We start from the raw sequence: 24815 nt of genomic DNA on the forward strand, positions 1-24815 counted from the left end.
TTCGTGCCTGTTGCCCAGGCATTGTTCAAAGCCGGCGGAAAGTCTTGCGGTGGTTCAAAGCCCTGGTCTGCGGACAAGCGGCAAGCGTCGCGGCACTATTCAAAGTGACACGGGCCGTCGGCGACGCGACTCCAGTTATGGCGATAGGCACAGCGAGACCTCCACTTCTCGGCTGAACATGGGGCAGCATCGCACCAGTCCAAAATTATTTCAAGCCTAAAGTTTTTTCGATTGCCGGCATTGCCTTTCCCGGTGGGGCAGGCGATTGCTATCTGTGAGGAGACATCAAAGGGAGGATGAAATCGATGCTGGAACACCGCATTTCCGACTGGGACGACGCCTATGCGAACGGCTCGAACATCGCGCGCGGCGATCGCTGGCCGGAAGCCTGGGTCAAACCGGCCGAGGCGTTCCGCAACGCCCTCTTGAGCGCCGGACGCGCCAAACTCGACCTTGCCTATGGCGATCGGCCGAGGAACCGCATGGATCTCTTTCTTCCCGACGGTTCGCCCAAGGGCCTGGTGGTCTTCGTCCACGGCGGGTACTGGCTACAGCTCGACAAGAGCTTCTGGTCGCACCTGGCGGCCGGAGCAGTGGAGCGCGGCTATGCCGTCGCGATGCCGTCCTACACCCTCTGCCCAAAGATTCGCATTGCCGGGATCGTCGAAGAGGTCGCCGCCGCTATCAGCGAGGCATCGAAACGCGTCGAGGGTCCCTTGATGCTGACCGGCCATTCGGCCGGCGGCCACCTCGTCAGCCGAATGATCACGACGTCCGCGCCGCTTTCGCCTGATGTCCAGGGCCGGATCCGCAACGTCGTCTCGATCTCCGGCGTGCATGACCTGCGCCCGATCATGTCGACGGCCATGAACGAGAAGCTCGCGATCGACGAGGCCGAGGCACTTTCACAGAGCCCGGCACTGCTGCGGCCGATGCCAGACGCCCGCATCACCTGCTGGGTCGGAGGCGGCGAGCGTGCGGAGTTCCTGCGTCAGAACGCGCTTCTTGCCAATATCTGGACCGGATTGGGTGCAACGACGGCTGCTGTCGCGGAGCCGGACCGGCACCACTTCAACGTCGTCGACGGCCTTGCCGACGTCAAGCATCCCCTGGTGCGGACGTTGCTGTTGGGCGTTTGAACGTCGGGCTGGGTCGCTCCCGTATTCCCTTGATAAGGGTATGAAGCGCATCTATCTGCGCCATATCTCGGTGTTTGTATCGCTACTATATCCGTCAAAACTGGCTAGAGTGCTCCTCCCGGTCTCGCCGGAAGCGAGCGACGCAAAATGAAGGCAAGCATGGAGACGCCGTCGACCGTCATCGATCTCGCTTCGATCGTCCAAACCTCGCTGGCGCCCGTCTTTCTTCTCGCCGGCACTGCCGGCTTCGTCAGTGTCTATGCCTCCCGGCTTGGCAGGGTGTCCGATCGCGTCAACGAGATCGGGGAGAAATACGAGCAGAACGACGCGCGGCGGATGCAGCTTGACTATCTGCGCCGGCGGACGCTGGCGCTGGAGATCGCCGTTGCGCTGGGGACTTTCGCGGCGATCTGCACGGGCTGCGCCATTCTCAATCTGCTCGCCGGCGCGCTTGCCTTCGGGTTTCGCGAGGAGAACCTTTTCTGGTTTTTCGGCGGCGCGATCGTCTCGCTCATCGGGTCGCTGTTGGCCTTCCTGTTCGAGATGCTGATCGCCGGGCGGAACATGCTGCGCCAGATGCGCATGGATCAGGCAGCGTCGGGCGGCGACTGATGCCGGTGCCGCCGTCAGCTTTCAGGCGAATTCAACCGTCGCCTGCGCCTCGTTGACTACGTACTCGATCTTGGCGACCGGCATCGGTCCCGGTTCTTCGCACACATTTTGGCGATCGGCTTGCCCATCTCCATCGTATCGAGCACCGCCAGGATGTCACGGCTCTCGGCGATCAATTCGGAAAAACGGATGAGGACGTCTGTCCGCCGCCGAAGCGGAATGCGCGACCAGACATCCTATCGAAACCGCGTGGCCGCGATATCGCAGGCGACCTCGATGTCGGCGGCGTTGCCATGGCGCGATCGATCTTCAGGGGCGTCTAACCTGGCACTCGCCGGGGATCGCTTTCGATCGCGATTTGATCGCGGCCGTTAGAGCAAGCGCGAGAGAGCGTCAACTCTCCCATCGCGACATCGTTTCCGGTGCCGGCCATGACGCGTTCAATCTGACGCGCCGGGTCCGGCGCGAACGGGTGGGGAAGAAGTAGTCGGTCCGGGACCGGGAGAAAGTGTGGGACCGGAGCCGTCGGGTGAGCCGTAAAGCTGCCGTGGAATGGTCAGCAAATGGCCCCGATACGGCCGCATCGAGCCCATTCCAACGTTCCATCGTCGCGGCGCATTCGGTATCCGGCCGACCTTAGGGGCGATTGAAAGTCAGTGTCGCTCCTGATCACGTCATGCGCATCAGAGAGGAATGAATATGATCACCGGTTACAAACCCGTCGCGTCGCTCGCGGCGGCAGTCTTTAGCTTCATGGTCGTCAGTCCCGCATCCGCCCTTGAGATCGCTCAGGCTGAAACGACCCAGCCGACGCAGGGCCAGGCTGGCAACAAGGGCCCGGACGCTGCGATCAGCGACCAGAAAATCGAAGCCTTCGCGGTTGCCTATCTTCAGGTCGACAAGGTCAGGCAGGAATATTCCGCCAAGATAGAAGCAACGTCGGATGCAACGGCGAAGAAGGACCTGGAGTCCGAAGCCAGCAAGAAAATGGTCGAGGCGGTACAAGCCTCACCGACCATTTCGATCGAAGAGTATTCGGCAATCCTTACAGCTGCACAGAGTGATCCGGCAGTCGCCAAGAAGGTTCAGGCAAAACTCCAAGACACCGCTCCGACACAGCAATAACCGGCTTGGACGCAACCAGTTTGACAGAGACAAATGGGTAGCCCGCACCAGGTGCGGGCTACCCGCTACGAAATGGATCTTCGCCGATCTGCCTGACCAAGGTCCAGCGCTTCAAGATCGCCTGATTATCCTCCTCCGCTTCCCTGTTGTCCTTTGACTATCACTACGACCAGTTCGCGATCTATCTCGCTGAAACCGGCAATGAGCGCGCCAGTTCGGGCGCCTGGCAAGAATTCCGGCGAGTGCTGTAGTCTCGCGCTCGAGCACTTCTGGCGTAATTCCGATGCATCGTCCTTCGAGGCTCAGAGACATCGCCATCGATCAGGATGCTGAGTCTGTCACGGTCGGGATCCGCAGCGCATCAGCCAGGATGGAGGCTTTTCTGAGCCTTGCCGGACGTTTCGGCCAGCTGCGTCTTCTCCGCATTGAGTATCCAATCCCGGAAGGTCGCAATCTTTGGATTGTTCTGGGCATGCTCGGGACACACCAGGTAATAGGCAAACTCGTCTATCAAAGCTGCGTCCAGGAGCTGTACCAACTCACCGCTGGCGAGTTCCGCTGCAATCATTGCAGCGGGCAGCAACCCTGCGCCATGGCCAGACAGGATCGCCTTCAAAATAAGGCTGCTATCGTCAAACGACGGACCGCGGGGAGAACGGAACTCTTCCACGCCATTTGCCTGGAACCAAAGGCTCCATCCCTTGCGGTCGGCATCATGGACATGCGGCCAGCGGATGAGATCGTCCGCGCATCGAGGGGCGCCGAGGCGATCGACGAGATCAGGGGCTGCCACGGCAACCATCTCGACAGTTACGACGCGGTCGCTGCGCAAGCCCGGATAGCGGCCGGCACCATGACGCACCGCGACATCGACGCTGCCGCGGGAGAAATCGGCAAGGGTGCTGCTTGCGACGATTTGAAGATCGATTTCGGGGCTGATCTCCTGGAAGGAATGCATGCGCGGCAGGAGCCATGCCGATGCGAAGAATGGCGTGACGCTGACTGTCAGCATGCCGCTGTCGTTGGAGGCCATGACGCGTCGCGAGGCTTCGGCAATCTGGCGAAAGGCATTGCGGACCGCTGGCAGATAGTCCTGGCCCGCATCGGTCAAATAGATGCCGCGTGTCACTCGTTCGAACAGCTTCACCCCAAGATGTGTCTCGAGCGATTTCAGCATCTGGCTGACAGCGCCCGGAGTGACGCAAAGCTCGTCGGCCGCCATCTTGACCGAGAGATGGCGGGCGGCGGCCTCGAAAGCCTTCAGGGCATTGAGCGGGGGAAGGTGGCGGCTCATGATTTAGATTTTCTAAGTTATAAGGATGATTAAATCTGGTTTGTCGGCCGAGTATGATGTGCTTTATCACATTAAACTGTGCTTGTCTCGCTCCTCACGAGGAACAGGAGGCGCGATTGAAGGTAGATAGATTTGCTAATGTATTTCGCTCACCGCAGTCGGGAAAAATTGAATGACGATAGTTTCGGATGATTTCACTTTGCTCAGCCTCACGGAGATCGGAGACAGAATCAAAAGAGGGAGCATTTCCTCGCTGGCGATCACCGAGGCGCAGCTTCGGCGCATCGCGCGACTGGAACCGGACCTCCACGCCTATGCGCAGGTGATGGACACAAGCGCGCTGGAACAGGCGAAGGTGGCGGATGAGGAAATCGCCGCTGGACGCCATCGCGGCCCGCTGCACGGCGTTCCGATCGCCGTCAAAGACCTGTGCTGGATCGAAGGCGTGCCAACCAGGGCTGGCACACTCGTCCATGGCAATTTTGTTCCGGACGAAGACGCCACTGTCGTCAGACGCCTCAGGCAAGCAGGCGCGATCATTATCGGCAAGACGCAAATGACCGAGGGAGCGTATTCGGACTACCATCCGGCAATAACCCCGTCTGTCAATCCGTGGAGCGCGGACTACTGGACCGGGATTTCCTCGAGCGGTTCAGCTGTCGCGGCGGCAGCGGGCCTTTGTTTCGGTGCGATCGCGTCCGACACCGGCGGCTCGATCCGCTGGCCGGCGGCCGCAAATGGTGTCACGGGCCTCAAACCGACATGGGGGCGCGTCAGCCGGCACGGCGTTTTCGATCTCGCTCCCTCCCTTGACCACATCGGTACGATTGCGCGAAACGCCATGGATGCGGGGATCATTCTTGCCGCCATCGCGGGAAGTGATCCGAAGGACCCGACGGCGGCAGCGCAACCGGTGCCGGATTTCGCTTCCGCTTCGCGAAGCGGGGTCGGCGGTCTGCGGATAGGCTTTGATCCACGTTGGAACAGCGAGGACGTGGAGACTCAGACACAGGCCGCACTCGCCGCTGCCTCGGACGTTTTTTCCGATCTTGGCGCGCACATGGTCGAGATCAGGTTCCCGGACGTGAGCCAGGCCGTTGCCGATTGGGTGCCGAACTGCGCCGTGGAGGCGGCAGCCGTTCACGCGCGAGACTTTGCTGCGAACAAAGACTTGTACGGGCCTATCCTTGCCGGCGTCATTGAAAAGGGCAAAGCCGTCTCGGAGGCGGAGTATCAGCAGATCCTTCTCCGACGCGCGATTTTCCGCCGTGACGTCGAAGCCTTGTTTGCATCCGTCGACCTGATTTTGACCCCGGTTCAGCCGTTCGCTCCCCTGACACTCGCTGCCATCGCGACACTTGGTGAGCAGCCGGATCTGATCGCTAGGCTGCAGCGCTATAGCTGCCCCCTCGATATGAGCGGCCATCCGGCACTGACTTTCCCTGCAGGTGTCGCAAAGGACGAGATGCCGATCGGCCTTCAATTGCTGGCTGGTCAGTTCCAGGAACTGACCCTTGTGCGCGCCGGAGCGGCATTCCAGGGGCATACGGCTTGGCACCAGAGACACCCGGGAAAAGGGTGACGGAGACGAACGATCATGAACGCTCACCGCCAGCGCCAAGGCATCTTCTACGGATGGGTCGTCGTCGCCGCGACGTTTACGCTGACATTCGTAGGTTTTGGTAGCGCCTACACCTTCAGCGCCTTCATCGAGGTATTGCAGCAGGATCTCGGGGCATCGCGTGGCTCCGTTTCGCTTGTTTTTTCTTTGGCAGGGTTTTTGTACTTCGCCCTGGGCGTGATTTCCGGTCCCCTTGCGGATCGGTTCGGAGCAAGATCGCTTTGCCTTGTCGGCATGGTGCTTGTCGGCTTCGGCCTTGGCTTGGCGGGCCAGGCGCGCACCATCGCCGAGGTCTATGCCGCCTATGGGCTCGGAATAGGTCTGGGCGTGGGATGTGCCTATGTGCCGGCCCTTGGGGCCGTTCAGCGCTGGTTCGTCGCGCGACGTGGCCTGGCATCGGGTCTTGCGGTCAGCGGTATCGGCTTGGGCACGCTTGTCATGCCGCCGCTGGCGACTTGGTTGATCGCCGCTTTGGGCTGGAGAGAGGCCTATCTGGTGCTCGGTGGAGCGGCCGCGGCCTTCGGCATAGGCGCCGCATTGCTGCTCGAAAACGATCCGGGGCGACGTGGTCTTCGGCCGGACGGAGTCTTCGTCGAACCGGGCGTCGTGAATTCGGCGGCAAAGGAGGGCGTTTCGGTCAAGGATGCGATACGGACTCGGCAATTTGTCGGCATGTATGTCGCATGCCTGTTGAGTGCAGTCGGCGTGTTCGTTCCCTTTGTTCATCTCGTCCCGTTTGCAGTCGATCACCAGATCGCTCCGACGGTCGCCGTCCTCCTCCTGAGCGCGATCGGCGTTGGGAGCACTGCGGGGCGCTTCTGCCTTGGGGGGCTTGCCGATCGTTTGGGTCGCGACACTTTCCTGGCGGCAATGTACGCGGGCATCGCCGTGTCGCTTGCGGTTTGGGCCTCTGCGACCGGGCTTTTGGCCCTTGTTGCCTTCGCTCTGTTGTTCGGATTGTTCTACGGTGGCTGGGTCGCGGTGCTGCCGGCCGTGGTTGCCGATCATTTCGGCCGCCGCAATGTGGGCGGGATCATCGGGCTTCTTTACACGAGCGTCGCAATCGGCACGCTGATCGGCCCGAGCCTCGCCGGCTTTATCTACGACGCCAGCCACAGTTACTTCCCGGCCATTGCGATCAGCGGAGGCGCCAACGCGGTGGCCGCGCTTGTGGCGATCGTGACCATCGGTCTCAAATCAAGAACGGCTGCGGAAGGGCTTTGAACTGGCGGTGCAGTTTTTTCGTCCGTTTCGCAATTGGATATCGCTGCCATGCGTTCGCATTGCTTGCGATAAATTGCTAACGATACAACCAATGAGATATGGTCGAGGGTGAGGGAACGAATGCCGTTCCATCCCTTGCGCGTTTCGCTTGCCGTCACGCATGGCCCCAATCGAAGCCGGCCGAAGAATGGGCCTCGATACTTTGTGAGGGGGCGGTTGCGCAGGTGCCAGGAGCACGAGCCCAACACCCCCCTTTAGCGGGCGTAGTATTTCAGCCAGCCCGTCGGCCACGGACTTCGTCTCGGTGTCGGTCTCCGGCCGTCATCGCGAAGAATAGCGGCTACAGAATTCAGACGTGCGGCCAGGGCCTGCCGGGTGGGATTGCAAAGGACGAACGCAGTGAAGGATCTATCCCTAGAGCCAATCGCGACCGCCTCCGTTGAGAGGGAAGTCGACGCCACTCGTGGCGGTACCGATGCGATGCCCCTTCAGAGGATCGTTGCGGAACTTGGCTTGCCATCCGAGCCTCCGGCTGTCCTGATCGGCTCGGGGCAGAACTCGGTGGCCTACGAGCTTGACGGCAGGATCCTTCGATTGCCGCGTCATTGCGGCGCTGAACGCGACCTGGTGCGCGAAGCCGCGGCGCTTCGCGCGGTGCGGCCGCTTCTCCCGGTGCCGGTACCTGATCTTGAGGTGCGCCGCATCGACGGCCAATTCGTCTCGCTGCACGCCAAGATCTTGGGGGAATCGCTTTCGGACCTGACCGGCCTGAGGATAGGCGCACAGAGGGTTTTGGCCGCGGATCTTGCCGCCTTTCTAAAGGCTCTGCATTCGCTCCCCATCGACAGCGTGGAGGCCGAGCCTGCCGAGGCGTCTTCATCCGAGTGGAATGGCCTTTTGGCGCAATGCGAAGCAGTGGCCTTTCCTCTGCTTTCGCCTGATGTCGTTACCGGTCTGCGGAAGCGCTTTTCCGACTTTTTAGCGACCTGCGACGCGCTTCCGCAGTGCCTTATTCACGGGGATTTTGGGACCGGAAACATTCTCGTCGATCGCGGCAGACTTTCAGGCGTCATCGATTTCTCCGGCTGCGGCCCCGGCGACCCAGCTTACGATTTTGCGAGCCTCGCGGCAGGGCTTGGTGACCCGTTCGTCGACCTGGTGCTCGCGCACTTTTCCCCAGACACGGCGGCAAGGGATCGTATGGGTTTTTATCGAATGACCTTTCCGCTTCTCGACATTCTGTACGGCGTCGAAAACCGCGACCCGGAGACAGTCCGCGCGGGCGTGCACGCCTTTGCGGCGTAGTCCGCTCATCCTCTCACCGGGATTTGCTTCGGCCCACCTCATCCGAACGCGGTTCGATGTCCGCCATTGGGCGCGATGTGGACTTCGCGCCTCGGTTTACAGCATCGAAAAAAGCCGTTCGGCTCTCGTTTTTTTGCGCAATCGGGGAACAGCGGGCCAAGCCTATTCGTTGAGTGAGACGGGAGAATGTGTCGGAACGAGGAGGGGTTCGCGAAGCAATGTCGGGTGAGCCATCAAATCGCCCCGGTGCGTATATTTCGTTTCCCTACGACCGAACCATGCTGGCAGAGTTTCGACGGGCTTTTCCCCGGGCCAGATGGAGCGATGATAGGCGCAATTGGTTTATTCCGGGCAAGACTGCCGACCGCCGGTTTACCAGATGGATGGACGGCCAATTGTCGGAACGAGATCCGTTCGGTGAATCAAAGGGCAGGGACGCTTACGACTTCGATCCCATCGGCAGTCCGTATCTGGTGGCAGGCGATGACCTTTGCCTGCGGACACCTTTCTCCCGCACCATCGTTGAGGAATTGCGACAGGTGCCGTGGGCGCGTTGGGATGACAATTCCAGGACGTGGCATGTTCCGTTCCGCTCCTACGAGGAATTGCGGAAACGGTGGCCTGTGATCGAAGCGGCCGCCCGCCGCAATGAACCGGATGCACGAAAGCAACGCCGACTTGCGTCGCGGGGGTCCGCCGAGGAATTGGAAGCGAGAAGTCGCAGCGTCGAACGGAGAAGACGGCGATATCCTGTTCCTGCGGTTTTTCCACCGCGGCTCGGGCGTGCCGTCTCCACTGAAACCTACGGCGTCATAATATTCATCGGGATTTCACAGGAGATTGTCCCTCGAACTTTCTCCTGCTCGTATCCATTCATGAACAATAGCCTGATGGAGTTTGTCTGGGCCTCCTGGCGGCCCGCAACACTACCGGAATTGATCTCTGTATGGCCGGCACGCACCGGTCCCGATCATCGAAGCGGCTGGTGGCTTCCAGATCTGGAGGAATTGCGGGTTTCCAGGAAACAGGCCCGAACTCAAGAGCGCCGGCGCGCGGCATCCCGTTCTCATCGGGCGATTGCCGACGCGGGACGACCAAATGCACATTGATCGCTTTTGAAACAGGCAAAAGGTCATTCTCTGCTGACACGCCACACGACATTGCCGACATCGTCGGCAACCAGCAAACTACCCGTCTTATCGATTGCCACGCCGGCCGGGCGCCCCATGGCGCTGCCGCCTTTGCCGACGAACCCGGTGAGGACATCTTTTGGCCGGCCGCTGGGCTTGCCATTCAAAAACGGGACGAAGATGACCTTGTAGCCGCTGGGTACGCTTCGGTTCCAGGAGCCATGCTGTCCAACGAATGCGCCGTTCGAATAGGTGGGGCCGAGCGACGAGCCCCTCGAGAACACCAGTCCCAATGATGCCGTGTGGGCGCCCAGCGCGTAGTCGGCCTTGATGGCCCTTGCGACGAGGTCAGGACGCTGCGGCCTGACGCGGGTGTCGACGTTCTGGCCGAAGTAGCTGTAGGGCCAGCCATAGAAGGCGCCATCGCGCACGGATGTCATGTAGTCCGGGACGAGATCGTCACCGAGTTCGTCGCGTTCGTTGACCGCGACCCACAGCTTTCCATTCTGAGGGTTCCAGGAGAGCCCGTTGGGATTACGCAGGCCCGAGGCGAAGGGGCGCATGTGGCCGCTTGCCTTGTCGATCTCGAGCACGGCTGCACGGTGCCGTTCGACGGCCATGCCGTTTTCGGCAACATTGCTGTTGGAGCCGACCGTAACGTAGAGCTTGCGGCCGTCCGGGCTTGCGATCACATCCTTGGTCCAATGGTGATTGAGATCGCCGGCCGGTAGATCCGCGATCTTTTGCGGCGGCGCCGTGATCCGGGTCTGTCCGTTCGAATAGGGGAAGGCGACGAGAGCGTCGGTGTTGGCGACATAGAGCTTGCCCCGCGACAGCGTCATGCCGAAAGGCGAGTTGAGACCTTCGGCGAACGTGGTCCGCAGGTCGGCCACCCCGTCGCCATCGGTGTCGCGAAGCAGCGTGATCCTGTTTGCGCTTGGTGTGGCGGCGCCAGCGCGCTTCATGGCCGCGCTCATGAAGACCTTCTTCAGGCTGAAGCCCTCGTCGTGTTTGGCCGGAGCATTGCTTTCGGCCACCAGAACGTCACCGTTGGGAAGGACGCGCAGCCAGCGCGGATGGTCAAAATTCGTCGCAAAGGCGTTGACCTTCAATCCTTTGGCAGCGAGTGGATGTTCTCCGCCCCGCCACCCGGTCGCATCGGCGATGTTGACCGTCGGGATCACGGTTGGGCGTGGTTTTGGCAGAACCGGATCCGAACCGTATCCAACCTTGCCGGTGTTGCTCGCTGTCTGCCTGGCTGAGACGTTGGCGCAACCCGCCAGTAAAGCTGCGGTTAGGAGGATGACGACTGCCGCACACGGGAAACGGTTTTGCATTGGAAGGCCTCCGCAGGGATTGGCCCATCTCATCGTGAGACGCAACGGCGCCTCGCAACATTCCAACCACAAAACAGCAAGGGTTGCGACTTGTTCCCGGCGGTAGGAACGTTTGAAGAACTTTCCCCTGTCACAATGCCTGTAAGCGGCCTATAAGACACGAATGGTTCAGCGAGCTGGAAGTGCAGATCTCCCTCTTCATGGCGGCAGGGTTCCCCCGTGGCTCGGCGATCGCATGACGAAGCTCGGGACGATCATCGCCGAAGCCATCGTCATCGAATACGGCCGTGACGAGTTTCTGCGCCGTCTGGCCCATCCTTTCTGGTTCCAGTCCTTCGGCTGCGTCATGGGCATGGATTGGCACTCATCCGGCATCACCACCAGCGTCATCGGCGCTCTCAAGCGCGGTCTCGCTCCTCGTTCGCAGGATCTCGGGATAAGCGTCTGCGGCGGTCGCGGACGACATTCGCGGCAGACGCCAGACGAACTGATCGCCATCGGCAACCGCGTCGGCATCGATGGTGCCGGCCTTGCGGCCACCAGCCGGCTTGTTGCAAAGGTCGATAGTGCCGCGGTCCAGGACGGCTTCGACCTCTACCTGCACGGTTTCATCGTCGCTGACGATGGTAAATGGGTGGTGGTACAGCAAGGCATGAACGGCGATAAACGCCAGGCCCGGCGCTATCATTGGTTGTCGGAGGGCGTTTCCAGCTTCGTCGACTCTCCCCATGCCGCGATCGAGGGAAAAGGTCAGGGGGAAATCGTCAATCTCGCAGACAGACGGGCTGCCGCATCACGCCACGGGCAGCTTGAGCTTTTGGCATCGCTTGGGCCTGACCGAATTGTCCGGGAAGTCGTCGCTATGGATCCGAAGGTTAAACCGAAGGAGGCCGATCAGCCGTTGCTCCCACATCTCGTGATGCCGGCACATCACGACGTACGGGAGGAAAACGTCAACATGCGACGGCTGCATGCGACACTTTCTGCGGCTGCCGATCGCGGGCCGGAAGATTTCGAGCAGCTTTTGATGGTTCCGGGCGTCGGTGCCCGCACGGTCAACGCGCTCGCGATGGTGGCTGAAGTCGTTCATGGCGCGCCTTGCCGTTTCGCCGATCCGGCCCGGTTTTCGCTTGCGCACGGTGGCAAGGACCGCCATCCGTTTCCCGTGCCCCTCAAGGTGTACGACCACACGATCGCGGTCATGCGATCGGCCGTGACGAAAGCGCGGCTCGGACTTGGCGAGGAACTGGAGGCGCTGAAGCGTCTTGACGACCAGGCACGGCAGCTCGAAAGATACGCCACCGGCCCGGACCTCAAGGAAATTGTTGCCGGAGAGTTTCGCCACTCGCCCGAATGGGGCGGTCGCAGTGTGTTTGGATGGGAGGAGACTGGCGGATCGGCCGAGCAGAAGTCGCTGGAACCGACGCCGTCGAACGCTCACCGTCAGGCACGCTAGAAAATCGAGTGGCCGGCGCTGGTTCAGCGAGATGAGCTTCAGTCGAGGGGCGGGAGCGAGATATTCCTTGGGGAAGGATGCCTTAGCCGATCTTCTCTCCCACCTCCAATAGATAAGCGTCATAGCCGAACAACAAATCCTGGCTCAGGTCCTTGCCGTCGAACCGCGCTATAAAGTCGTCAAGGTCGGCCTGACGCGAGAAGCCCATCGCCATGGCAGACATGCTTTCGATGTCGCCCTCTTCGTCCTCGTAAGTCGCGCTCATCTCCAGGACACCCAACCGATCGAAGTTCGCTTGCATGTGGAATGAAAGCCAGACCAGGTATTCCAGCGGGTAGCCGGGATTCCTCCCGTATGTCACCACAAAGGGATAAGCTGAACGGAACCGGCTGGCCAGAACTTCGCCATCGGTGGCAAAGACGAGCAGATCGCTATCCTCATCGAGGTTGTGAAGTTCGATTGTCAAATCATGCTTGCGCAACGCAACGTAGCCGCCAAGTTGGTCCCACGGCAAGGAAGTCAAGATGATCTCGCGCCATCGTGTGATGGCGACATCGAGATCGGTGCGGACCAAGAACATGAAGAAACCCTACAGCGTCACGACACAATCAAGAGCTTTCAGCCTTGCATAGTGCACGCTATAGTCAATAGATATTAGCGGCGCCTAAATTCATGGTAACGAGGGAGTTATCGTGATCTGAGAGGCGCCGGCGAACATCAGCTTCGCCGGCTGGCGGATCTATCGCCAGTATCCCCGCCCGGTATCGACCGATGACCGTCCCACGACGTAGCCGATGGTAAAGGCGAGGGCGCCGATCAGCAATCCGAGAGTGGTCGCGGTGTGAGGATGATCTGCTGCGGCAGTCGCGACAGCGCTCGTCTCTCTCTTCACTGCTTCGGTGGCTGTCTGCGCAGCTTTGCGAACGCCAGCGAGAGGTTCTTCGGGTGTGCCGGTAAAGCCGGCTTTTAGATCGTCGTCTTTGGCCATCGCCTTCTTCTCCTATCGCGTATGCAGGAGAAACCGAGGACAGCGCCATCGGTTCCGAATCCTTGGAAAGATCTTTTTTAAAGCACCAATTTGCTAGCGACCTTGTGCCCAGAGTTCTTCGGCAAAGTCCTAGTGGGTCGACAAGATCCGGTTGTTCAACGCTCCTTGATACGTCTTCCTGGTCGCAATTTTGTTCTCCAGCGACTCGAGGATGTCCTCGCAGAAGTCGACGTCGTAGAGTTCACGAATGGTCTGGAGACCACCGGGCGTGAACACGTTTATCTCAAGCAGCTTGTCGCCGACGATGTCGAGGCCGACCAGGAACATGCCATCTTCGACAAGCTTCGGGCGTAAGGTCTCGGCGATCGCCAGCATTTCCTTTGTCACATGCGCCCGTTTTGGCGTCCCACGCGCGTGAATATTGGAGCGCACGTCTCCCTTCGCGGGAACGCGCCTGAACGCAGCGTAGACGTCGCCGCGCTGCAAAGGTCGCCCGTTCATGAGAAACAATCTGGTATCTCCTTCCGACGCCTTCGGAAGGTAACATTGCGCAATGAGATAGCCGACCTCACCCACCGCATCGATGATTTGATTGAGGTTGGATTCGGTGCTGCTTCCGACCCGAAAAACGTTCTTGCCGCCAGATCCCTGTAGCGGTTTGATGATTACGCCGTCTGAATGATCGTCGATAAACGCCCTGATCTCCTCGATGTCCTTGGAAATCAAAGTGGTCGGACGAACGATGGCCGGGAAATCCTGGAAGTAAAGCTTGTCTTGCGCCAAGGCCAGACCACATGGGTCGTTGACGACGATCGTGCCTCTTTCTGCGGCAAGCCGACCAAAATTTGCACCCGCATGCGCGGCCCAGGGGCGAGTATCGGCATCCAGCGACGGATCGTTCCGCAAGAACAGAACGTCCACCTCCTCAACATTGACAAGGGCTCTTTGCTGTTCGGGCGCGATCAAAGCGCGTAGCAGTGTTTCGGACTTCTTGGGGCGTGCGTCGCCAAGATGTGCCGCCCGGATCATCAATGCGTCGTCGGGCCCAAGTATGAAGTCACCCGGCGTGATGTAGAGGACCTCATGGCCACGAGCAAGCGCAGCAAGCGCCAAGGATGTTGTCGTATAGGATGGCCTTTCGGTTTCGATCGCGTTGACAAGGAAGGCGATACGCATGGGGGCTCCTGGCTTAAGACAAGGGTGCAACCGCCCCACATCCGGTACAATCGCCCCGAAGGCGACTTTAGGGGCCCGAAGCGTGTGGGGCTCGCGTTGGACCCAACCTGAAGACGACATGAAGGATCCGTTGCATTAACGCTCCTCGCTGCTACTGGTTCCTGTCAGTCTTGATTGTCTCCGCAGACGCGCCCTAACCCGATGGCCAGGGTTCCAGCTAGGTGATGTCTCTAATGTTCGGACCGGAGGGTCTGGCAAGTCTCGGACGAGGATTAAGTGCGGGCTCAGCGTCAATCTCCTGGCTATGTCCGCATGGCACACAGCCGCACTGGGGTGCCTGCACGCGGACACACCGACAGGCAGAGGGCGCTCAAGCTCCCTCTGCCTCTTAAATGGTTCAGCGCTTGTGATGGACGCTTTGCAGACCGTAAACCGGCGTCTGAATACCCTCCAATCGGGCCTTCAGTTGCAGTGACAGGTACTGCGAATAATGGCGCGATTGGTGCAAGTTACCACCATGGAACCACAGGGCATCCTGTTGCGTGGGCTTCCACATGTTGCGCTGCTCGCCCTCCCAGGGGCCGGGGTCCTTCGGCGTATCGGAGCCAAGTCCCCAGACCTTGCCGACCCTGTCGGCTGTCTCCTGGTCGATGAGATCGGCGACCCAGCCATTCATCGAGCCGTAGCCCGTCGCATAGACGATGACGTCGGCCGGGATCTCCTTGCCGTCAGCCAGTTTTATCGAGGTTTCGGTGATCTCTTCCACCTGTCCTGCGGCAAGCTTCACCTTGCCGTCGATGATCAGCTGCGACGCGCCGATATCGATGTAGTATCCGGACCCGCGGCGCAGGTACTTCATGAAGAGACCTGAGCCATCCGCGCCCCAATCGAGTTGGAAGCCCGCCTTTTCCAGTGCCGCGTAGAAATCGGCGTCGCGCTCGCGCATCTTGTCGTAAAGCGGGATCTGGAACTCGTGCATGATCCGGTAGGGAAGCGACGCGAAGATGAGATCCGCCTTGCCCGTCGTTACGCCGTTGGCCAGCGCCTGTTCCGAATAAAGCCCACCGAGGCCGATATCCATCAGCGTGTCGGACTTGACGATATGGGTCGTCGAGCGCTGGATCATCGTGACGTCGACGCCCGCCTCGTACAGCGCGGCACAGATGTCGTGGGCCGAATTGTTGGAACCGATCACAACGACCTTCTTGCCCTTGTAGCCATCCGGCCCCGGGTGCTGCGAGGAATGATGCTGGTCACCAACAAAGCGCTCACGGCCGTTGAAATTCGGAATGTTGGCCTTGCCAGACATGCCGGTCGCAAAGACGAGCTGCTTTGGCCGCAACACCACTTCCTCACCGTCGCGGTCAACGACGATGGTCCATTCCTTCGCGGCTTCGTCCCATTTTGCCGATTTGGCGGTGGAGCGTGTCCAGTAGTTCAGCTCCATCACCTTGGTATAGAATTCCAGCCAGTCGCCAATCTTGTCCTTCGGTGCGAAGACCGGCCAGTTCTTCGGGAAATCGATGTAGGGCAGGTGGTCGTACCAGACGGGGTCATGCAGGCAGAGCGACTTGTAGCGCTTGCGCCAGCTGTCGCCTGGCCGGTCGTTCTTTTCGAGGATGATGGTGGGCACGCCAAGTTGGCGAAGCCGGGCCCCGAGCGCAATGCCGCCCTGTCCGCCGCCGATGATCACGACATAGGGTTGCGTCTCATAGCCGAGCGTGCGCTCCTCGTGCTCGCGCTCCTCCTTCCAGGTTTTCGCGCCGACATTCTGGCCGTGCTTGGCGCCAAGCGGCCGGGTAAAGCCGGATTTCTCCTCGTGGCCCTTGAGTTCGGCCAGTGCCGTCAGCAGCGTCCAGATCAGGCCGTTCTTGATGCGCACGAGGCCGTAGCCGCGTCCCGTCGCAGTCTCGAACGAGATCCAGCTTTCAAGCACGCCATCCGCCTCGGTTGCTTCTTCGCCGGCGGCGACGCGCCAGTTGGAGGGTTTTGCAGAGGCAAGCTGTGCCTGAAGCATGTCGCGCACCTCGTCCCGGCCTTCGACAGTCTTGAGGTTCCAGGTGAAGGCGACGAGGTCGCGCCAGTAGCATTCCTCTGCAAAGAGGTTGACCGCATCGTCGATACGGCCGGTTTCGAGTGCAGCGCCAAGGGCATCAAGCTGTGCCTGAACGCGGGTGGTGGGGGTCTTCTCGAGCATCCTTTATCCTCCTGCTCTGTGATGACAAACGGAACGGCTCCTCAACCGTCCCGCAATGGGGACCGGCCTAACGCTTGAGGTCGATCAGTATTTTCAGGTGCGTACCGGCGGGATCGAGCAACTGGTCGAACCCTGCCGAAACAGCTTCGCTCAGTGAGACATGTTTGGTGACGATGCGGCGAGCCGGTATTTGGCCGCTCGCGATCAGGCGCGCCACGCGCGGCCAGTAGTGGGTCGGATAGGCCCAGGAACCGCGGATATCGATGTCCTTGAAGGTCACGTCAAACCAGTTCAGCGGGTTCTCGCCTGGATGAAGGCCGGTCTGCACGACGACGCCCTGCTTGCGCACTGCGCTCGCGCAGTTCTTGAGCGCATGTTCGTTGCCGACGCATTCGATGGCGACATCGCAGCCAACGCCGCCCTCGGTTTCGGCCTGGACAACATCGCTGACCTTTTCGATCTTGGGATTGATGGTGCGGACCTCGCGGAGTGCTTCCTTCGCCAGTGAAAGCCGCGTCTCGTTGAGATCGGAGAGAAAAATCTTCGACGCGCCGGCTGCCCGCGCTGCCATGGCAACGAGAATGCCGATCGGTCCTGCGCCCGTGACCAGCACGCTGTTGCCGGCGGTGACGCTGCCGCGATCGCACGCATATACGGCGACTGCGGTCGGCTCTATCAGCGCGGCTTCTTCGTCGGATAGCGCATCGGGAATGGGCTGGACATTGTAGTCGTTGAGCAGCGCCGCTTCCGCCATTCCGCCGGAGTGCCAGGATAGGCCGGCCAGTGCCAGGTTGGCGCTCAGGTGAAACAGACCACGATCGGCATAATAGTCTCCGCGGCGCGGCATGATCAGCGGCTGGACGGAGACCCTGTCGCCCGGCTTCACATGGCTAACCCCTTCGCCGATCGCCTTCACGACGCCGCCGAATTCATGGCCGAGGATCTGCGGTCCATGAGCACCCGTGAAGGGATGCGGTTCCTTCGGGATGAAGATCGGGCCATAGGCGTATTCGTGCAGATCGGTCCCGCAGATGCCGCAGAAACGATTTTCCACCAGTACCTCACCGGGGCCAGGGGCAGGCGGAGCGTCGACATCGTCAATGCGTAGGTCCTTGGCGGCGTGAAAGCGCAGAGCTTTCATTGTGTTTCCTCCTGTTTGTTCTTGCACAGGAGAGGCAGCAAGCAGCATGCCAGATCGCAACTGCGTCTATTTTGTTTGTGATATCAAAGGCTTGAAACGTGACGGGAGCGAAAGTCACCGAAAATGCAACAGTCCGGGTGCAACAGGTGTTGCAGGCGTTGCGTCAGTTGAGCCGCTTCAGACGGCGGTGGATCGTGGAACGGTTGACGCCGAGCTTTCTCGCAAGCGCCGAAACGTTGTCGCCGCAGTCCTTGAGTGCCTGGCGTAACGCATCATCCTCGCCGGGCAACGAGTGGATGGCTTCGGAGAAGAGATGTTCCGGCAGGCACTCGCTATCGATGAGACCATTTTCGGAAAGGGCCGCGGCCACGCGCAGAACATTGGAAAGCTCACGCAGATTTCCGGGCCATTCATGCGCGAGCAAGGCCGCCCGAGCCGTCTTGTCGATGCGGTAGGACTCGTGGTTCTCCTTCTCGACACGAGCGCGTAATTGATCGATCAGCCAGCTAAGATCCTGACGCTCTCGCAAGGCGGGGAGCGAGAGCGTGGCGGCGTTCAGGCGGTAATAGAGGTCTTCCCGGAAACGGCCCTGCTTAACCAGTTCCGCCAGATCGCGGTGGGAGGCGGAGACGACGCGCAGGCGGATTGGCCGGGCCTTCAGCGCCCCAATCGGCTGGATCTCATTTTCCGAGAGCACGCGCAACAGCCGGCTTTGCAGCGTGAACGGCATGTCGCCGATCTCGTCGAGGAACAGGGTGCCACCGTCCGCATCCTCGATCAGGCCGCGCTTACCTTTCTGGCTGGCGCCCGTGAAGGCACCGGGTGCGTAGCCGAACAGTTCGGATTCGATGAGATGTTCGGGAATGGCTGCGCAATTTACGGCGACGAAATTGCCATTGTCGCCGCAGCTGTCATGGATCGCGCGAGCAAGATACTCCTTGCCGCTGCCCGTCTCCCCTTGAATGAGAATTGGGATGCGGCGTGTGGCCAATTTTGCCGCGCGGGTCTGCACCCGTTCCATTGTCGCGTCGCCCTGGCTGAGATCGCGCAGGGCCCGGGGGAGGCGCGCTTCGGGCGCGGCGGGCGTGCGCAGGCTGACGACGGGCGCGATGGCGCTGGCGAATAGGACTAGGCCGCTCTTGGCTCTCAGCAAGCGTTCGCCGTTCGGACGTCCGCGCATGAAGTTTGGCAAATCGTCCACGTCGATATCGAACACCTCCGAGAGCGGAAGGCCGAGGAAATTGCGTGTCTGGAGGCCGCGGATGTTCATCGAGCGGGCGAGTGCGCCGAAGCCACCATGGGTCATACCGGTGATGCGGCCGCTGCCGTCGAGGGCGATGGCGGCGTCCGGGTCGACATCCAGGAATTCCGGGGAGCGGGCAAGCCGCAGGACCCAGTCGTTGCGGGTGCGGGTCATGAGGTTGGCAAGCTCGATCCGCCGCGCAGTGGCGGATACCAGATGCAGCGCCAGCTGCTGGCTTGCTTTGGCAGTGGGCGACCGGAGCTGGGAGATGTCGAGCACGGCGGTCAGGTCGCCAAGCGTGTCGAAGACCGGCGCCGCCGTACAGGTCAGACCGATATGGCTCGCGTCGAAATGATCGTCCTGATGGATGATGACCGGCTGGCCGGAGACGATGCACGCCCCGACGGCACAGGTGCCCGCCCGGCTCTCAGACCACTCCGAGCCGAGATAGAGGCCCGCCTTACGCAGCTGATTGTCGAAGGTCGGATCCCCCATGAAATCGACGGTGACGCCGCGGGCATCGGACAGCAACAGGACATAGTTCTGTTCGGCGACTTGGTTGAACAGCCCTTCAAGCCCGGAACGCCCGATGCGGATCAGTTCTTCCGCCTGTTCGCGATGCTCGCGCAGCTTCGATCCCGGAACGATATAGGCTTCCTGCGCGATCGTCGGATCCAGCTTGTAATCATTGAGGCAGCGAAGCCAGGATTGGACGACGGGCTCGTCGCGTGGGCTCGGGGCCCCGGAGGCGACTCGTTCTATCTCACGAATATGCGACAGCGACGTCGACATCGAGCGCCCTCCTGACGGGAAAGCTGACACACTCTCATCGACAACGTCAAGCCAACGGTGGACGGTGACGTGCGTCAGCCAAGCGCTTGCCGACGAGGCCTATCGAGGTCTGGGCTGCACGTCGTTGAGATCGGCAGCGTGCTGGCATTAACACCCCATTGCCTGAGTGCTTCCCATCCCATGCGCGATAGCCCTAGGATATGGGGTTCGCTGCCCCTTCCTCCGTCTGGAGGTAGCTGATCACGGCGTCGGCGATCATTCGGCGATGGCGGCCGATCGTGGCCGATTCGGAAAGATCCCTGCGAAAGATAGTTCCGAATGTATATCGGTTCGAAACCCGGAAGAAGCAGAAGGCACTGATCAGCATATGCACATCTATCGGGTCGGCCTTTCGCTTGAATGCACCCTCAGCGATACCGCGTTCCAGAATGCCCGCGATCGTTTCGATGACCGAGACATTCAGATCACGGATCGCTTCCGACCGCAGCATATGCGCTGCGTGGTGGATGTTTTCGATGCTGACCAATCGCACAAAGTCGGGATTGGCCTCGTCGTGGTCGAATGTGCTGGAAATTAGCGTACGCAACGCCTCTTCCGGGGCAAGGCTTGAAAGCTTCAGGTCCTCCTCGAGCGTGCGGATCTTGCGATAGGCGCGCTCAAGCACGGACAGGTAAAGTCCCTCCTTGCCCCCGAAATAGTAATAGATCATGCGCTTGGAGGTTCGGGTCCGTTCTGCGATCGCGTCAACGCGTCCGCCCGCAAGGCCGTGTGTGGAGAACTCTTCCGTGGCGACGACAAGGATGTCTTCCTTGGTGCGTTCCGGATCGTTCTTCCGACTTGCCTCAACCCGCCCCGCCATTCTTTTTGATCACTCCCCCGGCACTCGCCGAAATTTTCCAATGAAACCAAATCGAAACGGGCGAGCGCAGAGGCTCGCCACACCGCCTCCCGTGAGATTCATATTGAGGTTACGGGGGTCTTTCAAGAGAGTCTGCTTGACATACGTACTAGTTCGTACATTTTGTAGTGGCGAAGACGACTTGAGGAGGATGTGTTCGCACCGGTGCCCTAACGCCGCCCCGTGACGCCAATGTGATGCGCGGGCGCCAAGACGGCACTCCGCTTTGGGAGGAGCGCATGATCCGCATTATCGATTTCTATTTCTTCGCGCTGAAGGTGGCGATTGCCTTGCTGCTTGCCGGCATGGTCGTCCTCGTCTTCGGCAACGTCGTTTTGCGCTATGCGTTCAATCAGGGCATCACGGTCTCTGAGGAGCTATCACGCATCTTCTTCGTCTGGCTCACGTTTCTTGGCGCCGTGGTTGCCTTGCGCGAACACGGGCATCTCGGCGTTGATACGCTCATCAAACGACTGCCGCCGGCCGCCGCGAAGGTCGCGGTGCTTCTTGGCCATGTGTTGATGCTCTACGCTACCTGGCTGATGATCAGCGGCAGCTGGACGCAGACGCTCATCAACCTGCATGTCGGCGCGCCTGCGACTGGGCTTTCCATGGGCTTCTTCTACGGGGCCGGTCTCGCCTTTGGGGTACCCGCATTCCTCATCCTGCTTGCCGACGCTTTCGCCATCGCGACCGGACGCATCGACGTGACGACGGCGGAACTGGTGCGCGACAGCGAAGACGAAGTGGCGCTTGACCCACACCCCACGGCCACGCTCGGGCCGCTGCCCGTCAAACGCTGAGGACGAGCCGATGACGGTCACCATCTTCCTTGGCGCACTTCTCGGCCCCATGGCGCTCGGCGTGCCGATTGCATTTGCGCTGATCATCAGCGGCGTCGCCCTGATGCTCTTTCTCGGGCTCTTCGATGCACAGATCGTCGCCCAAAATGTCTTGAACGGCGCCGACAGCTTTCCGTTGATGGCCGTGCCCTTCTTCCTGCTTGCAGGCGAGGTCATGAACACCGGCGGGCTTTCCCGCCGCATCGTCGCCCTGGCGATGGCCATGGTCGGTCACATCCGCGGCGGCCTCGGCTTCGTGGCGATCTTTGCCGCCTGCATTCTTTCCAGCCTCTCTGGTTCAGCTGTCGCCGACGCGGCGGCCCTCGGCGCGCTGCTTCTGCCGATGATGCTGAAGAGCGGTCATGATCCGGCGCGCGCCGGAGGGCTGCTTGCCTCTGCATCGATCATCGGGCCTATCATTCCACCGTCGATCGGCTTCATCCTCTATGGTGTGGTTGGCGGCGTCTCAATCACCAAGCTCTTCCTCGCGGGCATTTTCCCGGGTTTGATGATCGCCGCGGCCCTTTGCATCACTTGGCTTATCGTCGCTCGCAAGGAGCAGTTCGAACTCCCGCCAAGACAAAGCGCCCGCGTGCGGCTTGGAGCGCTGCTCGACAGTGTCTGGGCGCTCCTATTGCCGGTGATCATCATCGTTGGTCTGAAGTTTGGCGTTTTCACGCCAACCGAAGCCGGCGTTGTTGCGGCGGTCTACGCCCTGTTCGTCTCGATGGTCATCTATCGCGAATTGACGCCAGGCCAGCTTTTCCATGTCTTCGTAGCGGCCGCGAAAATTACATCCGTGGTGATGTTCCTGGTTGCCTGCGCTGCCGTTTCCGCCTGGCTGATTACGGTTGCAGACGTCCCCGGTGCGCTTGCCGCGCTGGTCGAACCGCTTATGGACAACCAGACCCTTCTGCTCATCGCAATCATGGTCCTGATCGTTGTCGTCGGGACAGCGATGGACATGACACCGACGATCCTCGTCATGACGCCGGTTCTGATGCCGATCATCAAGCAAGCGGGGATCGACCCGGTCTATTTCGGCGTGCTGTTTATCATCAACAATTCGATCGGCCTGATCACCCCGCCAGTGGGCACCGTTCTGAATGTTATCTGCGGCGTCTCGAAACTGACGATGGAGGACCTGATGAAGGGCGTGTGGCCCTTCCTCATTGCCGAACTGATCGTCCTTTTCCTGCTCGTCCTGTTCCCAGAACTGGTGACCGTACCGGTCTCCTGGTTCGGGCACTGACGGCAACTTTTTATTGCGCTTCAACAGGCCGGCGGGATTACCGGCTCAATCTGGGAGGATAACATGTTGAACCGATTGACAAAAATGGCACTGGGCGTCGCCCTGCCGATCGTTTTGTTTGCAGCAGCGCCAACGCTTGCAGAGATACGCGACCAGACCATCAAGTTCGCGTCAGCCAACAACAAGGGTCACCCCCAAGTGACGGGCATGGAGAAGTTCGCCGAGCTCGTGAATGAAAAGAGTGGCGGCAAGATCGAGGTGAAGCTGTTCCCCGGCGGCACGCTTGGTGGTGACGTGCAGACCGTCTCCGCTCTCCAGGGCGGCGTTATCGAGATGACCGTGTTGAACGCCGGTATTCTTGCCAACAACGTCAAGCAATTCGGTGCCGTCGACCTTCCTTTCCTCTTCAATAGTGGCGAGGAGGCGGACAAGGTGATGGATGGCCCCTTTGGCGAGAGCCTCAGCAAGCTTTTGCCCGATACCGGCCTAGTCGGACTTGGATACTGGGAACTCGGCTTCCGCAATCTCACGAACAATCGCCATGCAGTGACCAAGCTTGAAGACATCAAAGGTCTGAAGATCCGCACCATCCAATCTCCGATCCCGATCGAACTCTTCAACACGCTCGGCGCGAATGCCGTGCCGCTGCCTTATACGGAACTCTACACCGCGCTTGAGACTGGGACGGTTGATGGGCAGGAGAACCCGGCGGCAAACATCCTGAATGCCAAATTCTACGAAGTGCAGAAATACATGACGCTGACCCGTCACCAGTACAATCCGCAGATCGTGCTCGTCAGCAGGAAATTCTGGGATGGCCTGAACGACGAGGAAAAGACCGTCCTGCAGGCAGCCGCGACCGAGGCCCGCGACTATCAGCGCAAGGTCTCGCGCGAGGCGGATACCGCAGCCCTTGAGGAAATCCGCAAGACAGGCATGGAGGTCAGCGAATTCAGTCCCGAGGAGACGCAGAAGCTGCGCGACGCCGTCAAGCCGGTGATCGAGAAGTTTAGCGCCGAGATCGGCGCTGACACCGTGCAGTTGTTGTTCAAGGAGATAGGTGCCGCGCGGGGCCAGTAACCGCGCGAATACTTCGGCCCGCCCGCAAAGTCGCGGCGGGCCGCAGGCTGGCTGCCCTTTGCAACGGGCTCAGAAGATGGAAACGGAAACAATGTCCGAAACGCTTGTAAGACCCTTGAAGGCGGGCCTGATCGGTGCAGGCATCCAGGCCTCGTTGACGCCCGCCATGCACATGGCCGAAGGTGCAGCTCAGGGACTCCGCTATGCTTATGAGCTTATCGATCTTTCCGAAATTGGTGCGACGGAAAATGATCTGCCGCGGCTGCTTGCCGACGCTGAGAGGCAGGGGTTTGCCGGCCTCAACATAACCCATCCGTGCAAGCAGGCCGTCATTGCCCATCTCGATGAACTCTCGCCAGACGCACACAGGCTCGGTGCCGTCAACACGGTCGTGCTCACGGGAGGGCGACGATATGGCCACAACACCGATTGGTGGGGCTTTGCCGAAGGCTTCAGGCGCGGATTGCCCGATGCAGATCTTTCCTCGGGCGTGCAACTGGGAGCAGGAGGTGCGGGCGTCGCAACAGCCTATGCCGCGCTTTCGTTTGGCCTGAAGCGTCTCATCGTTTTCGATCGCGAGCCGGAACGGGCGCGATTGCTTGCCGCGATGCTGACCGCCTTGTTTCCAGAAGCCGACATCACCGCCGGTACGGACCTTTCTGTTGCGATGCGATTGGCATCCGGGTTGATTCACGCCACGCCGACCGGCATGGCGAACTATCCCGGGATGCCGCTTGACGCCGAACTTCTCGATCCGCGGCACTGGGTCGCCGAGATCGTCTATTTCCCGCTCGAAACGCCGCTGCTTTCAGAAGCGAGGCGACGCGGATGCCGCACGCTCGACGGTGGAGGAATGGCGGTATTCCAGGCAGTTGGCGCTTTTCGCCTGTTTACAGGTCTTGAGCCCGACACAACGCGGATGCTTGCCCATTTCAAGGCAATGACCGGCTGATTCCCGAAAAT

At 60.4% G+C, this 24815-nt stretch carries 22 protein-coding genes; 12 read left to right on the forward strand and 10 right to left on the reverse strand.

The window, feature by feature from the left end:
* The first annotated feature begins 305 nt into the window (after positions 1–305).
* Both ASE71_RS28900 and ASE71_RS28905 read left to right on the forward strand, forming a co-directional pair.
* Positions 306–1139 (forward strand): alpha/beta hydrolase, encoded by an 834-nt coding sequence (locus ASE71_RS28900; RefSeq protein WP_060517997.1) that lies wholly within the window; start codon positions 306–308, stop codon positions 1137–1139.
* A gap of 159 nt (positions 1140–1298) precedes the next feature.
* A complete protein-coding gene (locus tag ASE71_RS28905) occupies positions 1299–1751 on the forward strand; it encodes a DUF2721 domain-containing protein (RefSeq protein ID WP_034796355.1) in 453 nt (150 codons plus the stop codon).
* A 56-nt stretch (positions 1752–1807) separates the two neighbouring features.
* Here ASE71_RS28905 and ASE71_RS37685 read toward each other — a convergent pair whose 3' ends face one another.
* On the reverse strand, positions 1808–1972 hold the full coding sequence (locus ASE71_RS37685; protein WP_110819259.1) for a hypothetical protein: 165 nt from the start codon (positions 1970–1972) through the stop codon (positions 1808–1810).
* 478 nt (positions 1973–2450) lie between these two features.
* Between ASE71_RS37685 and ASE71_RS28910 the strand changes: the two genes are divergently transcribed.
* Positions 2451–2876: a DUF4168 domain-containing protein gene (locus ASE71_RS28910; protein WP_060517995.1), complete on the forward strand. Its 426-nt coding sequence runs from the start codon at positions 2451–2453 to the stop codon at positions 2874–2876.
* Between the two features lie 361 nt (positions 2877–3237).
* On the opposite strand, the gene gcvA is transcribed toward ASE71_RS28910, so the two are convergent.
* Positions 3238–4170, reverse strand: coding sequence for a transcriptional regulator GcvA (gene gcvA / locus ASE71_RS28915; RefSeq protein ID WP_060517993.1), 933 nt, complete (start codon positions 4168–4170; stop codon positions 3238–3240).
* A 172-nt stretch (positions 4171–4342) separates the two neighbouring features.
* On the opposite strand from gcvA, the gene ASE71_RS28920 reads away from it, so the two are divergent.
* The 4 genes from ASE71_RS28920 (at position 4343) to ASE71_RS35360 (ending at position 9429) form a co-directional block, all read left to right on the forward strand.
* The gene (locus ASE71_RS28920; RefSeq protein WP_060517991.1) at positions 4343–5752 is read left to right on the forward strand and encodes an amidase; all 1410 of its coding nucleotides are present in this window, start codon (positions 4343–4345) and stop codon (positions 5750–5752) included.
* Between the two features lie 15 nt (positions 5753–5767).
* Positions 5768–7015, forward strand: a complete 1248-nt coding sequence (locus ASE71_RS28925; protein WP_060517989.1) for an MFS transporter — start codon at positions 5768–5770, stop codon at positions 7013–7015.
* A gap of 480 nt (positions 7016–7495) precedes the next feature.
* The gene (locus ASE71_RS28930; RefSeq protein WP_060517987.1) at positions 7496–8320 is read left to right on the forward strand and encodes a phosphotransferase family protein; all 825 of its coding nucleotides are present in this window, start codon (positions 7496–7498) and stop codon (positions 8318–8320) included.
* A 278-nt stretch (positions 8321–8598) separates the two neighbouring features.
* Positions 8599–9429, forward strand: a complete 831-nt coding sequence (locus ASE71_RS35360; RefSeq protein ID WP_244496842.1) for a hypothetical protein — start codon at positions 8599–8601, stop codon at positions 9427–9429.
* 23 nt (positions 9430–9452) lie between these two features.
* On the opposite strand, the gene ASE71_RS28935 is transcribed toward ASE71_RS35360, so the two are convergent.
* Positions 9453–10787: a PQQ-dependent sugar dehydrogenase gene (locus tag ASE71_RS28935; protein WP_060517985.1), complete on the reverse strand. Its 1335-nt coding sequence runs from the start codon at positions 10785–10787 to the stop codon at positions 9453–9455.
* 163 nt (positions 10788–10950) lie between these two features.
* Between ASE71_RS28935 and ASE71_RS28940 the strand changes: the two genes are divergently transcribed.
* Positions 10951–12243: a DUF763 domain-containing protein gene (locus ASE71_RS28940; protein ID WP_060517983.1), complete on the forward strand. Its 1293-nt coding sequence runs from the start codon at positions 10951–10953 to the stop codon at positions 12241–12243.
* Positions 12244–12325: 82 nt separating this feature from the next.
* Here the strand turns inward: ASE71_RS28940 and ASE71_RS28945 are convergent, their stop codons facing one another.
* The 7 genes from ASE71_RS28945 to ASE71_RS28975 all read right to left on the reverse strand — a co-directional run bounded on the left by ASE71_RS28945 (position 12326) and on the right by ASE71_RS28975 (position 20639).
* The gene (locus ASE71_RS28945; protein ID WP_034796517.1) at positions 12326–12823 is read right to left on the reverse strand and encodes a hypothetical protein; all 498 of its coding nucleotides are present in this window, start codon (positions 12821–12823) and stop codon (positions 12326–12328) included.
* A 159-nt stretch (positions 12824–12982) separates the two neighbouring features.
* A complete protein-coding gene (locus ASE71_RS28950) occupies positions 12983–13231 on the reverse strand; it encodes a hypothetical protein (protein WP_034796515.1) in 249 nt (82 codons plus the stop codon).
* Between the two features lie 129 nt (positions 13232–13360).
* Positions 13361–14407 carry a glutathione synthetase gene (locus tag ASE71_RS28955; protein ID WP_029742886.1) on the reverse strand — a complete coding sequence of 349 codons (1047 nt, stop codon included), beginning with the start codon at positions 14405–14407 and terminating at the stop codon, positions 13361–13363.
* Positions 14408–14804: 397 nt separating this feature from the next.
* Complete coding sequence (locus tag ASE71_RS28960) at positions 14805–16604, reverse strand: NAD(P)/FAD-dependent oxidoreductase (RefSeq protein WP_034796504.1); 1800 nt, start codon at positions 16602–16604, stop codon at positions 14805–14807.
* A 67-nt stretch (positions 16605–16671) separates the two neighbouring features.
* Complete coding sequence (locus ASE71_RS28965) at positions 16672–17745, reverse strand: 2,3-butanediol dehydrogenase (RefSeq protein WP_029742884.1); 1074 nt, start codon at positions 17743–17745, stop codon at positions 16672–16674.
* Between the two features lie 163 nt (positions 17746–17908).
* Positions 17909–19780, reverse strand: coding sequence for a sigma-54-dependent Fis family transcriptional regulator (locus tag ASE71_RS28970; protein WP_060517981.1), 1872 nt, complete (start codon positions 19778–19780; stop codon positions 17909–17911).
* A 193-nt stretch (positions 19781–19973) separates the two neighbouring features.
* Positions 19974–20639 carry a TetR/AcrR family transcriptional regulator gene (locus ASE71_RS28975; protein ID WP_029742882.1) on the reverse strand — a complete coding sequence of 222 codons (666 nt, stop codon included), beginning with the start codon at positions 20637–20639 and terminating at the stop codon, positions 19974–19976.
* A 278-nt stretch (positions 20640–20917) separates the two neighbouring features.
* On the opposite strand from ASE71_RS28975, the gene ASE71_RS28980 reads away from it, so the two are divergent.
* The 4 genes from ASE71_RS28980 to ASE71_RS28995 all read left to right on the forward strand — a co-directional run bounded on the left by ASE71_RS28980 (position 20918) and on the right by ASE71_RS28995 (position 24804).
* Positions 20918–21481 (forward strand): TRAP transporter small permease, encoded by a 564-nt coding sequence (locus ASE71_RS28980; protein ID WP_034796497.1) that lies wholly within the window; start codon positions 20918–20920, stop codon positions 21479–21481.
* 10 nt (positions 21482–21491) lie between these two features.
* Complete coding sequence (locus tag ASE71_RS28985; RefSeq protein ID WP_060517979.1) at positions 21492–22772, forward strand: TRAP transporter large permease subunit; 1281 nt, start codon at positions 21492–21494, stop codon at positions 22770–22772.
* A gap of 63 nt (positions 22773–22835) precedes the next feature.
* Positions 22836–23852, forward strand: a complete 1017-nt coding sequence (locus tag ASE71_RS28990) for a TRAP transporter substrate-binding protein (RefSeq protein ID WP_060517977.1) — start codon at positions 22836–22838, stop codon at positions 23850–23852.
* 91 nt (positions 23853–23943) lie between these two features.
* Positions 23944–24804: a shikimate dehydrogenase gene (locus tag ASE71_RS28995; protein ID WP_060518094.1), complete on the forward strand. Its 861-nt coding sequence runs from the start codon at positions 23944–23946 to the stop codon at positions 24802–24804.
* Positions 24805–24815: the final 11 nt, after the last annotated feature.

This window comes from Ensifer sp. Root954 (genome assembly GCF_001429005.1).
Classification (GTDB): domain Bacteria; phylum Pseudomonadota; class Alphaproteobacteria; order Rhizobiales; family Rhizobiaceae; genus Ensifer; species Ensifer adhaerens.

Coding starts and splice junctions, on each gene's coding strand:
- ASE71_RS28900 (WP_060517997.1), top strand. CDS start 306: ATGCTGGAACACCGCATTTCCGACTGGGACGACGCCTATGCGAACGGC.
- ASE71_RS28905 (WP_034796355.1), top strand. CDS start 1,299: ATGGAGACGCCGTCGACCGTCATCGATCTCGCTTCGATCGTCCAAACC.
- ASE71_RS28910 (WP_060517995.1), top strand. CDS start 2,451: ATGATCACCGGTTACAAACCCGTCGCGTCGCTCGCGGCGGCAGTCTTT.
- gcvA (WP_060517993.1), bottom strand. CDS start 4,170: ATGAGCCGCCACCTTCCCCCGCTCAATGCCCTGAAGGCTTTCGAGGCC.
- ASE71_RS28920 (WP_060517991.1), top strand. CDS start 4,343: ATGACGATAGTTTCGGATGATTTCACTTTGCTCAGCCTCACGGAGATC.
- ASE71_RS28925 (WP_060517989.1), top strand. CDS start 5,768: ATGAACGCTCACCGCCAGCGCCAAGGCATCTTCTACGGATGGGTCGTC.
- ASE71_RS28930 (WP_060517987.1), top strand. CDS start 7,496: ATGCCCCTTCAGAGGATCGTTGCGGAACTTGGCTTGCCATCCGAGCCT.
- ASE71_RS35360 (WP_244496842.1), top strand. CDS start 8,599: ATGCTGGCAGAGTTTCGACGGGCTTTTCCCCGGGCCAGATGGAGCGAT.
- ASE71_RS28935 (WP_060517985.1), bottom strand. CDS start 10,787: ATGCAAAACCGTTTCCCGTGTGCGGCAGTCGTCATCCTCCTAACCGCA.
- ASE71_RS28940 (WP_060517983.1), top strand. CDS start 10,951: ATGGTTCAGCGAGCTGGAAGTGCAGATCTCCCTCTTCATGGCGGCAGG.
- ASE71_RS28945 (WP_034796517.1), bottom strand. CDS start 12,823: ATGTTCTTGGTCCGCACCGATCTCGATGTCGCCATCACACGATGGCGC.
- ASE71_RS28950 (WP_034796515.1), bottom strand. CDS start 13,231: ATGGCCAAAGACGACGATCTAAAAGCCGGCTTTACCGGCACACCCGAA.
- ASE71_RS28955 (WP_029742886.1), bottom strand. CDS start 14,407: ATGCGTATCGCCTTCCTTGTCAACGCGATCGAAACCGAAAGGCCATCC.
- ASE71_RS28960 (WP_034796504.1), bottom strand. CDS start 16,604: ATGCTCGAGAAGACCCCCACCACCCGCGTTCAGGCACAGCTTGATGCC.
- ASE71_RS28965 (WP_029742884.1), bottom strand. CDS start 17,745: ATGAAAGCTCTGCGCTTTCACGCCGCCAAGGACCTACGCATTGACGAT.
- ASE71_RS28970 (WP_060517981.1), bottom strand. CDS start 19,780: ATGTCGACGTCGCTGTCGCATATTCGTGAGATAGAACGAGTCGCCTCC.
- ASE71_RS28975 (WP_029742882.1), bottom strand. CDS start 20,639: ATGGCGGGGCGGGTTGAGGCAAGTCGGAAGAACGATCCGGAACGCACC.
- ASE71_RS28980 (WP_034796497.1), top strand. CDS start 20,918: ATGATCCGCATTATCGATTTCTATTTCTTCGCGCTGAAGGTGGCGATT.
- ASE71_RS28985 (WP_060517979.1), top strand. CDS start 21,492: ATGACGGTCACCATCTTCCTTGGCGCACTTCTCGGCCCCATGGCGCTC.
- ASE71_RS28990 (WP_060517977.1), top strand. CDS start 22,836: ATGTTGAACCGATTGACAAAAATGGCACTGGGCGTCGCCCTGCCGATC.
- ASE71_RS28995 (WP_060518094.1), top strand. CDS start 23,944: ATGTCCGAAACGCTTGTAAGACCCTTGAAGGCGGGCCTGATCGGTGCA.